This window comes from Arenibacter sp. F26102, assembly GCF_023015865.1.
Taxonomy (GTDB): domain Bacteria; phylum Bacteroidota; class Bacteroidia; order Flavobacteriales; family Flavobacteriaceae; genus Arenibacter.
Window position 1 is genome coordinate 1 of record NZ_JALKBC010000019.1, and the last position, 13631, is coordinate 13631.

At 39.4% G+C, this 13631-nt stretch carries 11 protein-coding genes; 6 read left to right on the forward strand and 5 right to left on the reverse strand.

What is annotated here, in order from left to right:
• Positions 1–167: 167 nt before the first annotated feature.
• Together MWU78_RS19955 and MWU78_RS19960 are read right to left on the reverse strand one after the other, a co-directional pair.
• Positions 168–1166: an acyl-ACP desaturase gene (locus MWU78_RS19955; protein WP_247001107.1), complete on the reverse strand. Its 999-nt coding sequence runs from the start codon at positions 1164–1166 to the stop codon at positions 168–170.
• Between the two features lie 64 nt (positions 1167–1230).
• Positions 1231–1956, reverse strand: coding sequence for a metallophosphoesterase (locus MWU78_RS19960; protein ID WP_247001109.1), 726 nt, complete (start codon positions 1954–1956; stop codon positions 1231–1233).
• A 406-nt stretch (positions 1957–2362) separates the two neighbouring features.
• Here MWU78_RS19960 and MWU78_RS19965 point away from each other — a divergent pair, with 406 nt between their 5' ends.
• Complete coding sequence (locus tag MWU78_RS19965; protein ID WP_247001111.1) at positions 2363–4915, forward strand: adenosylcobalamin-dependent ribonucleoside-diphosphate reductase; 2553 nt, start codon at positions 2363–2365, stop codon at positions 4913–4915.
• Between the two features lie 121 nt (positions 4916–5036).
• The gene (locus MWU78_RS19970) at positions 5037–5984 is read left to right on the forward strand and encodes a carbohydrate kinase (protein ID WP_247001113.1); all 948 of its coding nucleotides are present in this window, start codon (positions 5037–5039) and stop codon (positions 5982–5984) included.
• 16 nt (positions 5985–6000) lie between these two features.
• Here the strand turns inward: MWU78_RS19970 and MWU78_RS19975 are convergent, their stop codons facing one another.
• Genes MWU78_RS19975 through MWU78_RS19985 form a run of 3 tightly spaced genes read right to left on the reverse strand, consistent with a single transcriptional unit; the run spans position 6001 to position 8830 of the window.
• A complete protein-coding gene (locus MWU78_RS19975) occupies positions 6001–7137 on the reverse strand; it encodes an ATP-binding protein (RefSeq protein WP_247001116.1) in 1137 nt (378 codons plus the stop codon).
• A complete protein-coding gene (locus MWU78_RS19980) occupies positions 7134–7907 on the reverse strand; it encodes an SDR family NAD(P)-dependent oxidoreductase (RefSeq protein WP_247001118.1) in 774 nt (257 codons plus the stop codon). The genes MWU78_RS19975 and MWU78_RS19980 overlap by 4 nt, the downstream gene beginning before the upstream one ends.
• Before the next feature lie 47 nt (positions 7908–7954).
• Positions 7955–8830, reverse strand: coding sequence for an aldo/keto reductase (locus MWU78_RS19985; protein WP_247001120.1), 876 nt, complete (start codon positions 8828–8830; stop codon positions 7955–7957).
• 159 nt (positions 8831–8989) lie between these two features.
• Between MWU78_RS19985 and MWU78_RS19990 the strand changes: the two genes are divergently transcribed.
• The 4 genes from MWU78_RS19990 (at position 8990) to MWU78_RS20005 (ending at position 13606) form a co-directional block, all read left to right on the forward strand.
• On the forward strand, positions 8990–9991 hold the full coding sequence (locus MWU78_RS19990; RefSeq protein WP_247001123.1) for a MoxR family ATPase: 1002 nt from the start codon (positions 8990–8992) through the stop codon (positions 9989–9991).
• An 88-nt stretch (positions 9992–10079) separates the two neighbouring features.
• On the forward strand, positions 10080–10946 hold the full coding sequence (locus tag MWU78_RS19995) for a DUF58 domain-containing protein (RefSeq protein ID WP_247001125.1): 867 nt from the start codon (positions 10080–10082) through the stop codon (positions 10944–10946).
• Positions 10947–10951: 5 nt separating this feature from the next.
• Positions 10952–12607 carry a BatD family protein gene (locus MWU78_RS20000; protein ID WP_247001127.1) on the forward strand — a complete coding sequence of 552 codons (1656 nt, stop codon included), beginning with the start codon at positions 10952–10954 and terminating at the stop codon, positions 12605–12607.
• Positions 12608–13606: a VWA domain-containing protein gene (locus MWU78_RS20005; protein WP_247001128.1), complete on the forward strand. Its 999-nt coding sequence runs from the start codon at positions 12608–12610 to the stop codon at positions 13604–13606.
• Positions 13607–13631: the final 25 nt, after the last annotated feature.

A 13631-nucleotide genomic window follows, 5' to 3' on the forward strand; every position in this document is an offset into this window, starting at 1 on the left:
CATCATAACTGGGTGGGAGAAGACTTAACTGGTCTTGGTTATTGGTCTTCCATACTACTTTTCGGCTCATAACTAAAGTTACGATCCTTTAGCAGTAATTCAAAAAAAAGAGGCCGCCTTTTTAGACAGCCTCTTTTTTTATACTGTTAATTTCAATATTTATAGAATTATACCATTCTACCATTGGCTTCCACCCACTTAAACCTATAATTGTCTTCTGGGAATTTCATCCTGGTAGCGATTCGCTCCAATCTATCGGGCAATTTCATTAAATAATCCCTTGCTCTTTCCGCATCATCGTTAAGACTTCTAATGCTATCCAATTCCCAATAGCTATTCAATTTTTTCAAAATTTCTATGTAATCCTGAGCGGTGTATACTCCGAGTCTCTGGGCACAATTGGAAAAATTTTCAAAAGCCGTTCCTATGCTTCCGCCAGATTCCCTTAAGAAATGTGCTGGCATAACAATTTTTTTCTTCATCATATCGGCAAAAGCCAACATCATCTGGCTTGGGTCGTTTTCAAAAATAACCTTAACAAACTCCCTATATGCCAAATGGTGACGCATTTCGTCTCCAGCAATAATGGTACACATTTTACCTAGAAGGGCATTTCCTCCTTTTTTACACATTTGACCTACCCTTTTATGGGAAATATTGGTAGCCAATTCTTGAAAAGAGGTATATACAAAATTCTTATAGGGATCCCTATCAGTTCCTATATCGAAACCGTCGGCTATTAAATGTTGTGTGGTTATTTCCATTTCTCTCATATTAACCCTTCCGGCCAAATAAAGATATTTGTTTAACACATCACCGTGCCTATTTTCCTCGGCCGTCCAATGACGCACCCATTTGGACCAACCATTTTTGTTTTCTCCATGTTGGTCTATTCCTTCTACATCCATAAGCCAGGATTCGTAGGTAGGCAGTGCCTCCTCGGTTATGGTATCCGCAACCAAGGTAACCCAAAGATCATACCCTAATTCCTTGGCTTCTTCCCGTATTTGATTTACATGATCCATAAACCCTTCACTTTGTGTATCGGGTAAAAAATCTGTGGGTTGCCAAATATCCTGTATTGGAATAAGGTATTGGTCTATAAAACCATCCACCTTACCCTCAATGGATTTCATCACTTCTATTCTAACGTTCTTATTAGACATTCTTCAAATTTTATGTAAATATCCTTAATAATCTTGATAATCTGCCCCCAATAGGCAGTAAATTTTAGTTCCTTCCCATTTCGGACGGATAAAACAAATATACTGGATCACTCTGCCAATATTGTTTTGAATCCACATCCATAATTGTCAACGGACCTTTAAAAGCCGCCCCAGTATCCACATTCCAAATATTGGCCGCGTTTTTTGGGGTTGTCCTACCAATCCTCGTTACCGGTGTATGGCCAATAAAAATCTCTCGGTAATGCGTTAACCGTTGAGGATAATATTCATCCTTTTCGGTGAGTGATGGATCTATAGACAGCGCCAATTCCCAAAGTGTTCTATCCCAATAAAATGTCTTGGTAAAATACTCATGGGAAACTCCCCTTAAGTTAGTAAATCCTGCATGGATATACAAGCGATTTTCAGTGTCTATAAGATAATTCTCCAAATTATCATAAAATTGGATATGGGCTTTTTTGATTTCATCACCAACTTGTTCATATGAATTTTGAGTTGCACTTCCCCCATGCTGTAACCAAAGGGGATTATGATCTCCACTTTTCAACCAATCATTGCAAAGTTCATCGTGATTTCCCCTAATAAAAGTGCACTTATGGGTTGACCTTAATTTCAGTAGGAAATTTACTGTATTAACAGCATCACTCCAACCATCCACATAGTCGCCCAAAAAAACAAGATGATCTCCTGGGGCTACATGTGCCCTTGTCAAAACTTGCTTCAAGGCTTTTAATCCCGAATGTAGATCTCCAATTACCAAAGTTCTCATTTTGCAAAAATCGCAAATACTGCCCTAATATCCATGACAATTTGAACTAAAATTCAATTATAGTTTAATAATTAGCTAGTGTCCTTTTTCAATTCATTCTACCAAATAAACAATAAGCCTTTTGGGGAATACCATAGGAAGTTACGGTATTACACAAAAAATAAAATTCCGGTACTAATTCCACGGAATCAAATTTCTTAAAACGGACCCAATAAAAAATCACAATTATAAAAAATATAATTTATTTGTTAACTTTTTATTGTTGATAAAACTATATTATCTTGATTATCAATCCTTTGACTAAATTTTCTTGTAAACTTTTATGACAATTATCATATTTGGTTTCCTAATTATTTTAATACTTTTGTCCTTTATTTTAAATACACTAACTATTAAAAACTATTCTATGCCCACAAAAATTGCGCAAGGACCCAAAAAAACCTACAGTCAAGAGGAAGCCATTAATGCTTCACTAAAATATTTTAAAGGTGACGACCTTGCGGCCAAGGTATGGGTAAATAAATATGCCCTAAAGGATTCCGAAGGGAACATTTATGAGCTAACCCCGGAGGATATGCACCGCAGGATAGCCAGGGAGATTGCCAGAATAGAACAAAAATATCCAAATCCCCTAAATGAAGGGCAAGTCTTTGACCTGATCAAGAATTTTAAATATATCGTGCCTCAGGGGAGCCCTATGGCCGGCATTGGCAATCCTTTTCAGATAGCTTCCCTTTCCAATTGCTTTGTAATTGGCACTGACGGTAAGTCAGATTCGTATGGGGGTATCTTGAAAATAGACCAGGAACAGGTACAACTAATGAAACGCCGTGGTGGAGTTGGGCACGACCTTTCCCATATACGACCAAAAAAATCCCCTGTAAAAAACTCGGCTTTGACATCGACAGGACTTGTTCCCTTTATGGAAAGATATTCCAATACTACCAGGGAAGTAGCCCAAGATGGCAGAAGAGGGGCTTTAATGTTATCGGTTTCCATAAACCATCCAGATGCAGAAGACTTTATTGACGCCAAAATGGAGCAGGGAAAAGTAACCGGAGCCAACGTTTCCGTTAGAATGGACGATGATTTTATGAAGGCTATTGAAAGCGGCCTACCCTATACCCAAAAATTTCCCGTTCATAGTCCAGAACCAAAAATTTCCAAAACTATTGATGCTAAAAAACTATGGGGCAAAATTGTCCATAATGCTTGGCAATCCGCAGAACCTGGTATACTTTTTTGGGACACCATCATCAGGGAATCGGTGCCGGATTGTTATTCAGATTTAGGTTACAAAACGGTATCCACCAACCCCTGTGGGGAAATTCCACTTTGCCCATATGATTCTTGTCGCTTACTGGCCATTAATCTTTTCTCCTATGTAGAGCAACCATTTACGGATAAGGCGAGCTTTAATTTTAAGCTGTTCAAAGAACATATTGCTGCAGCTCAACGGATTATGGACGACATTATTGACCTTGAATTGGAAAAAATCGATGTTATTCTCGAAAAAATCAAGGCAGATCCCGAACTGGAAGAGACCAAAGCCGTGGAATATAATTTGTGGAAGAACATAAAAGATAAGGCGAAGAATGGCCGCCGGACAGGAATAGGCATTACTGCGGAGGGAGATATGCTGGCAGCACTAGGCCTGCGCTATGGCAGTGATAAGGCCAACAAATTTTCAATTGAGGTGCATAAAACCATAGCCTTGGAAGCCTACAGGGGCTCAGTACATATTGCAAAAGATCGGGGAGCATTTCAAATTTTCGATCCCGAGCGTGAAAAAAACAACCCTTTTATATTACGTCTAAAGGAAGCAGATGACAAACTTTACTATGAAATGCTGGAATATGGGCGTAGAAATATAGCTTTACTTACCATTGCCCCAACCGGCACTACTAGTTTAATGACCCAAACAACATCTGGCATTGAGCCTGTTTTTCTACCCGTATATAAGCGTCGCAGAAAGGTGAATCCGAATGATAAGGATGCCCGAATTGATTTTGTGGATGAGGTTGGTGATTCTTGGGAAGAATATGTAGTCTTCCATCACAAGTTTAAACAATGGATGTCCGTAAAGGGTATTGATACAGAAAAAAATTATACCCAAGAGGAACTCCAGAAAATTGTAGAACAATCACCCTATTACAAAGCCACTTCCAATGATGTGGATTGGTTGAGCAAAGTCCGCTTGCAAGGTGCTGTTCAAAAATGGGTAGACCATTCCATAAGTGTCACAATAAACCTTCCGAACGATGTTTCTGAAGAATTGGTGGGAAAACTTTATTTGGAAGCTTGGAAAGCAGGCTGTAAGGGTGTTACTGTTTATCGTGATGGCTCTAGGTCCGGTGTTCTGATCTCCAATGAAACAAAGAAGTCCGAAAATGATGACTCCCTAACAAATTTTCCCACCAAGCGTCCCCAAATTCTGGAAGCAGACGTAGTAAGGCTTCAAAACAATAAGGAAAAATGGATTGCCTTTATTGGATTAATTAACGACCAGCCCTATGAAATTTTTACAGGTATGGCCGATGATGAGGACGGTATATTAATTCCGAGGTGGGTTAACGAAGGAGTAATCATAAAAAGTAGGAACGAGGACGGCTCTTCCCGATATGATTTTCAGTACAAGAACAAAAGAGGCTACAAAACCACTATTGAAGGGCTATCGCATAAATTTAACCCAGAATATTGGAACTATGCCAAGTTAATTTCCAGCACCTTGCGCCACGGCATGCCCATTGTAAAGGTGGTAGACCTGATCAATAGTCTACAGCTGGACAGCGAATCTATCAATACATGGAAAAATGGCGTTGCACGAGCATTAAAAAGATATGTGGAAGATGGCACAGAGGCCAAGGGACAAAAATGTGATTCCTGCAATTCCAAGAATCTGATCTACCAGGAAGGATGCCTTACCTGCAAGGATTGTGGTTCTTCCAAATGTGGATAAATCTGCGCTGATTACATCTATTAATACAGAAAACTATGCCCCTATTTGCAACCATTTAGGGGCATTTCTAGTATTACTTCATATTTCTGTTTATTTTAGACTAATCAAATAAAACCAAGACATGAAAAATGTTTTCTGCATAGGGGAATTATTAATAGATTTTGTAGCCGAAAAACAGGGCAGTGATCTTTCAAAAGCCAATGATTTTACAAAAAAAGCAGGAGGTGCACCGGCAAATGTGGCCTCGGCTATTGCAAAATTGGGAGGTAAAAGTTTTTTTATTGGTTGTGTGGGCAAAGATCCCTTTGGCACATTTCTTATCAACACCCTAACAGAAGGGGAAGTGGATGTATCCCTGGCACAGAGGTCCGACACATTCACCACCTTAGCCTTTGTTTCCCTAGCCGCAGATGGCGAGCGAGATTTTGTTTTTAGCCGCGGTGCCGACAAAGAATTAACGCACGATAACAGATTAAAGAATCTTTTTAAAGATCAAATTGTCCATTTTGGGGCGGCCACCTCATTTTTAGGGGGTAGCTTGGAAGAAGCGTATTCACTTTATCTACAAGAAGCCATTTCCAATAATAGCTTTATTTCCTTTGACCCTAATTTTAGGGCCGATCTTTGGAAACGTACGGAAGCCATATTTGTACAAAAATGTATCCCTTTTATAGAAAAATCCCATTTGTGCAAATTTAGTTTGGAAGAGGCCCAGTTGATCTCGGGAAAAGAAAATATGGAAGAGGCATGTTCTTTTTTACACCAGTTGGGTGCCAAAATAATTACGGTTACCCTAGGTGGGGAGGGCACCTACCTAAGCACCCCTGGAATAAAAAAAATTATTCCTAGCATAAAGGTAAAACCCATTGATACCACAGGTGCGGGAGATGCTTTTATTGGATGCTTGTTAAAACAAATTGCACAAACCACTGACTTATATACCCTAATGGTCCCTTCAGGACCTTTGGAAAATATGGTTGAATATGCCAATAAAGCAGGCGCAATTACCACTACCAATTATGGCGCTATTGAATCCTTACCTACACAGGAACAAATAAACAAGGTATAGGAAGTTTGACCTGCTACTAATTATATTTCATTTTTCTAATGATTCGAAGGGATTCCTTAATAGATTGATACACCCTTATATCGTAATTCTTTATTGCCGGCTTTGCGTTTTCCATAATATCCCTGGCCTCTTCGAAGCCATTGACATAGCAAATTAACAATGTATCGGACATCAAGGATAAATCCATTTTTTCGCTCGGGCTCAAAGGTATTCCCTTTTCAATTTTTTTAAGTACGGCGATATTGGTATTATAAATATGATGAAGAGTTTTTTTATCATATAGGGGAGGTTCGAAAATCAAATCACTATTAATGGTATAGGTCCCATTATCAGAAAAAGTAATGACCACTTTTTCCAAAGGGTAATATTTTTGTTGACTACTTAATCCCAACTGTACATATTCAATCGTAGTAAAGGAATTTTCATCATAAGTTATGGTGATTTCATCAAATTCAGAAAAAAACAACTTTACCTGTTCATTGATCAATTCAATATCAACACGGGAGTAATAGGTTTCATTGTTTACTTTTTTTTGATGTCCTGCCCAGCAAACTACAAATTGCTCCTTAAATACCTTGTAATGACTAGTAAGAACCTTATGCCGTTCATTTAGAAAGTCGACCACCCCATCCAGGGTAAGTTCTATGTTATTTTTGGCATGCTGTTCTATGGTAGCCACGGCTTCGGCATTTACATCGGTCAACTCAATTCCGTAAGCCTTGGGCATACTAATGCTTCCATCCCTAAAGAATACCGCTCCCCCATAATACTTCCAAATATTCTTTCGCAAAGAACAAACCTCACCATTGGACCTTATGGTTACCAAACCAACTACCTTGCCTAACGGCAAATGGGGAAATGGAATATTTTCATAGGTAATTCGCGGCGGATTGTCCAAATAGGCATTTACTAAATTTTGAATTTTGCTGTCATCAAAAAAATCGACCCCTACTATTTCGTTATCTTCATCCTCTACTCCAATGACAATAAAAGAGTTGTTTTGCGGATTACTATTGGCCAGTGCACAAACATGTTTTAAAAATTTCGCCTTCCCCTCCCTTTTTCCAATATCTATAAACCGCTTTTTATCATAAAAGCTATTCTCGTCATTATGGGCAAGAAGGTTTTTTACGAGTAAGCGTTTATTGATCATAATTTCTTATTGACAATAGTAGCACTCGCTTGTGCCGTTGGCATAACCAGTAAATCTGCAATGTTGACATGTGAAGGCCTAGTGACCATAAAATGGATAATGTCTGCGATATCTTCTGGTTGAAGCGGCTTATATCCTTTGTAGGTGTCGGAAGCCCTGCCATCATCCCCTTTAAAGCGCACTTTACTAAATTCTGTTTCCACCAATCCTGGATTTATAGCCCCAACCCGAATACCATACTTATTTAAATCTATCCTCATCCCTTGATTTAAAGCATCAACAGCATATTTACTGGCGCAGTATACATTCCCCATCGGATACACTTCCTTCCCGGCAATGGAGCCAATATTTATAATATGTCCGGCATTGTTTTTTATCATTTGTGGCATTACGGCCTTGGAAACGTACAACAGCCCCTTTACATTAATATCCAGCATTGCTTCCCAATCGTCCAAATTTCCATCCTCAATAGAATCCAGACCATGGGCGTTCCCTGCATTATTGATTAGAATATCTACATTGGAAAACTCCTTAGGAAGGGAGTCAATTGCTTTAAATACAGCCTTTTTGTCCCGCACATCAAAAGCCAAAGTAAAAACCTTGGTATGTCTGGACAGTTCTTTTTTTAGTTCAGCCAATCGCTTTTTTCGCCTCCCGCATATGACTATATTTATTTTATTGGTAGCAAAAAGTTTGGCGGTTGCAAGGCCTATTCCACTGGTTGCCCCCGTTATAAATGCAATTGGTTTCTCATTGTTGGGAATACTCATAAATTTAGTTCTAAATATTGTTTCTATTTATACCGGTAAGCCCACTATTAAGGCACGTCTTCCCCCATACTTGCCTCCAACAATAAAAACCAATCTTCCATCCCAAGATCAATATTTAGTGCGTTCATTGCGTCGGTCAACCGTTTGGGATTGGTGGTTCCTACCACTGGATGTATTCCTGCAGGATGTGCAAAAGTCCATGCCAATAATAGCTGACTTGCGTTTACCTGGTATTTCTTCTTTAATTGTTTTAATACTTTTTTTATTCTCTTGGTCCGCTTATTCTTATCTCGATAATAGCTCCCCAAGGGGCTCCAGGCCATTGCCATCCTTTTATGAACAATGCAATCGTCCCACGCTCCATTGTTCATGGCTTCATTGGCAGTTAAGGAAAATTCCAACTGATTGGATTGCACCTCCACTGTCGTCTCCAATAGACCTATTTGCGAAGGTGTAAAATTGGACACTCCAAAATCCAGTATTTTACCCTCTTTTTTCAATTGTAGTACAGCCTCCCCGATTTCTTCTGGACGCATCAACGGACTAGGCCTATGCAATAGCAACATATCCAAGTAATCTGTTTTTAAATTTTTAAGGGACTGCTCAACAGACCAAATAATATAGTCCTTGGAATAGTTGTAATGCTTAACTCTGTTCTTGCGCTCATCACAGACCATTTGAATGCCACATTTACTGATCAGCTGTATTTTATCCCGGCCAATATTGGAAGAGGCAAAGGCATTTCCAAAAAACAATTCGTTGTTATAATCACCATAAATATCTGCATGGTCAAAAGTGGTAATTCCTTGATCCAAACAATGACCAATTAATTTTGCTCCCTCCCCGACAGAAAGCTTTTTGCCCCAATTACCCCAAGTCATTGTCCCGGCAATGACTTTGGAATAAGATGTATTATTTTTCATATGTTTGTGAAATTATGAATAATTCCCTTAAATAGTTCACAAAACTAGACCCATTGCTTAACTTTTAACCATACATTAACAGCCATTAACTAAATAAATTTTCAATTTGCACCCACTTTTGGAGTTAACCACTTTAAACAATACAAAACAAAGGATTATATGGAAGAAAATACTTCGGTAGATATTAGCGCCGTGAACGAGAAAATTGCCCAAGAAAGTGCTTTTATAGACCTACTTATTTTAGAAATGAATAAAGTAATCGTCGGTCAAAAACATATGGTAGAACGATTGCTTATTGGACTTTTGGGCCAGGGCCATATTTTACTCGAAGGTGTTCCCGGTCTAGCCAAAACTTTAGCAATAAATACCTTGGCAAAAGCTGTTCAGGGAAGTTTTAGTAGAATACAATTTACTCCGGATCTTTTGCCTGCCGATGTGGTAGGTACCATGATCTACAACATGAAAGTTAACGATTTCTCCATCAAGAAAGGCCCAATATTTGCCAATTTTGTTTTGGCAGATGAGATTAACCGTGCACCTGCAAAAGTGCAATCGGCTCTTCTTGAAGCCATGCAGGAAAAACAGGTGACTATTGGGGATGAAACCTTTATTTTGGACAAACCTTTCCTGGTTATGGCCACCCAAAACCCAGTGGAGCAGGAAGGAACTTATCCATTACCGGAAGCCCAGGTAGATCGATTCATGCTAAAGACGGTTATTGATTATCCCAAACTTAGCGAGGAGCAACTAATTATTCGACAAAATCTTAAGGGCGCCTATGAAGAGGTAAAACCTGTGGTAAGTATTAAGCAGATCCTAAGTGCCCAAAAGGCGGTAAGGGATGTTTATATGGACGAGAAAATTGAAAAATATATTCTCGACATCGTATTTGCTACCCGATACCCGGAAAAATACAATTTAGAAAGCCTAAAACCTTTAATAAGTTTCGGAGCTTCTCCAAGGGGTAGTATTAATTTGGCGGTAGCTGCCAAATGCTATGCCTTTATTAAAAGGCGGGGCTATGTAGTCCCTGAAGACGTACGGGCCGTTATTCATGATGTTTTACGCCATAGAATAGGCATTACGTATGAAGCGGAGGCAGAGAATATTACCTCGGAAGAAATCATAAATAAAATCGTAAACGAAATTGAAGTACCTTAATCAGTCTACAGTTATCGGTCCACAGTTATTGGTCTTTAGGCCATAATCACTGTGCCCGAATACTTTTACTGCAAACTGCAAACTGAAAATGGATACCAAGGAATTATTAAAAAAAGTTCGCAAGATCGAGATAAAGACGAGGCGTCTCTCCGACCATATTTTTGGAGGGGAGTACCACTCCACTTTTAAGGGAAGGGGCATGACCTTTAGTGAGGTACGCCAATATCAATTTGGCGACGATGTAAGATCTATAGATTGGAATGTTACCGCGCGCTACAACGAGCCCTATGTAAAGGTTTTTGAGGAGGAAAGGGAACTTACCATGATGTTAATGGTAGACGTGAGTGGTTCAGAACTTTTTGGCACCAGCAATCAGTTTAAAAAGGAAATCATTACTGAAATATCCGCCACCCTGGCCTTTTCGGCACTTCAGAACAATGATAAAGTTGGACTTCTTTTATTTACCAACGAAGTTGAACTCTATATTCCACCAAAAAAAGGAAAAAGTCACGCCCTTAGAATAATTAGGGAATTGTTGGAGTTTTCCCCAAAAAGTACAGAGACCAATGTTGGTGCAGCTTTAAAATTCCTTACCAACGTAATGAAGAAAAAAGCCATTGTTTTTGTACTCTCAGATTTTATTACCGATGATTACCTTCAAACATTGCGCATAACAGGTAAAAAGCATGACCTGACTGGAATTAGGGTATTTGATGAAAGAGAGGAAAACATCCCCAATATAGGGATGGTACAAATGCAGGATGCCGAAACAGGGGCAATTCAATTGGTGAACACCCAATCCAAAAAAGTAAGAATGGCCTATGGCAAGCATTATAGCGAGCGAGTTGACTATTTTCAGGATACTTTTACAAAATCCGGTTGTGGGGTGTTAAGCTGTAGGGTTGATGAAAGCTATGTAAAAAAATTATTGGGCTATTTTAAGAGAAGAGGTTGATTTAAATGAGGAACTTAGATTTGAGCATAAAAAATAGTTATTCGTATTCTCTACGGTATATTGTATTGTGCCTACTATTTAGCGCAGTACAAGGTTTTTCACAAAATTCTCCCACAATTAGGTCGGAGGTGGATACCACCTATATAAAGATCGGCGAGCAGATAAATTTTAAAGTCACCGTAGAAACGGATTCTACTTCCCAAGTAATTTTCCCGGAAGGACAAACCTTTTCGCCTTTGGAAACCGTTGAGGCCTTAATGACGGATACGGTTAGAAAATTGGATAGGATTACCCTTCAAAAAATCTACGCCCTTACCCAATTTGATTCGGGGTCCTATACCCTGCCCAGACAACAGATCATGGTAAATGGGAAACCGTTTTTTACGGATTCCCTAAAAATCGATGTGGCTACGGTACCTGTGGATACCCTGGCCCAGAAAATGTATGATATAAAGCCTTTGATCAATGTAGAAAAATCCAATGGGGATCTTTGGAAAATACTCCTTTGGGTACTGGGCATCCTTATTTTGGCCGGGGCGGCCTTGTATTGGTTCGTTTTTAGAAAAAAACCGTTGAGCGAAGAGGAAAAGGTAGCCCTATTACCCCCTTTTGACAGAGCAATTTTAGGCTTGAAACAATTGGAAAAATCAAAATATTTAATACAGGATGACTATAAATCCTACTATTCCGAGCTCACGGACATTGTCCGCTCCTATTTGGAGGAAGATGTTCATGTAACCGCGCTTGAAAGTACCACAGACCAATTAATTGATAAATTGGAAATGATGAAGGATGCGGGCCAATTAAAACTGGATCATGAAACCATCCAACAGTTCAAAAAAGTTCTACAAACCTCGGATTTGGTAAAATTTGCAAAATCCAAACCCGAAAACTCAGTAGCCGAACAGGATAGAAAATCCGTGGAACAAATTGTTATAAAAACCAAGGAGGCCATTCCAGAACCTACAGAAGAAGAGTTGCTACTACGTGAAGAGTATTTGGAGGAAGTGGAGAGAAAGAAACAGAAGAAAAAAATTATCATTGTTGCAGTATCTGCTGTTCTTGTACTGTTGTTTTCTACGGCTGCTGCTATAGGTTATTACGGATTAGGATACGTCAAGGACACGGTATTGGGCCATCCGACCAAAGATTTATTGGAAGGGGAATGGGTACAGAGCCATTACGGTTTCCCACCGGTAAGTTTACAAACCCCAAAAGTATTATTGCGCCAAGCAGTAAAATTGCCTCCGGAAGCCCAGGCCTCCATAAAAGAAATGCAGGCTTTTGCTTATAGGAGTTCCTATGGACTGTTTACTATTGGCACCACCTCCATTACCTTGACGCAACCAGAGGATCCGGACCTAGATAAGGCTTCCGAGCAGATCTTGAAAAATTTTGAGGCCCAAGGCGCCAAGAATATCACTACCAAACAAGAAGAGTTTACTACCTTGACGGGAGTCAAAGGAATTAAACTTTACGGAAGTGGAAAATTTGCAGTTCCTGAATCCAAAGAATTGATTTCCGGGAATTATGTTGTCCTATTTTTTGGGGGGAAAGGCTTTCAACAAAATGTAATCTTGACATGGTTGGCAGATGATAACTATGCAGATCAAATAGTGGACCGAATATTGAATTCAGTAGAAGTAAAAACGACCTTATAGATGTTTGAGAATATTTCCTTTGCGAACCCACAGTTTTTCTGGTTGTTACTATTACTCCCAGTGGCAATGCTTTGGTATTTCTTTAAAAGAAGGGAACAAACCGCTTCCTTAAAAATATCTAGTATTAAAGGGTTTCCCAAAGGTAGCATTCTACCCAAATTGAAACCGGCTCTCTTCCTCATGCGCTTATTGGCTTTGGCAGCAATCATTGTAGCCCTTGCTAGACCGCAAACTGAGGACATCTCCACCAAGACCAAGACCACTAAAGGTATAGATATTGTTATGGCCATTGATGTTTCCTCCAGTATGTTGGCAAAAGATTTAAAGCCGTACAGATTGGCAGCTCTTAAAAAGGTAGCGGCCGATTTTATTAACGAAAGGCCAAACGATAGGATAGGTTTGGTGGCCTACGCAGGGGAAAGTTATACCAAGACTCCCATTACAAGTGATAAATCTATAGTTTTAAGGGCTTTGGACGAAATAACTTATGGCCAATTAAATGATGGCACCGCTATTGGCATGGGGCTAGCTACAGCTGTTAATAGACTTAAGGAAAGTAAGGCGCTTAGTAAAGTCATTATATTACTTACGGATGGTGTGAATAATTCAGGATTTATAGAACCCCAAACCGCTGCAGATCTAGCCGTTGAATTTGGCATTAAGACATACACTATAGGGCTGGGAACAAATGGAAACGCCATGTCTCCCATAGCCTATAATGCCGACGGATCATTCAGGTACGGGATGCGGGAGGTAGAAATAGATGAAAGTCTGTTAAAATCGATAGCAGAAACTACGGGAGGTCAGTATTTTAGAGCCACCGATAACGAAAAATTGGAAGCCATCTACGAAGAAATAAATAAATTGGAAAAAACCGAGGTAGAAGAATTTAAGTATTACAAATACGAAGAAAAATTTAGACCTTGGGTCTATTTGGCAGGAGTTTTGCTCTTGTTGGAGTGGCTGGCAAGGATTACCCTATATAGGAGTTTTATCTAGATAAAAACAAACTGGCTCCCTGGGG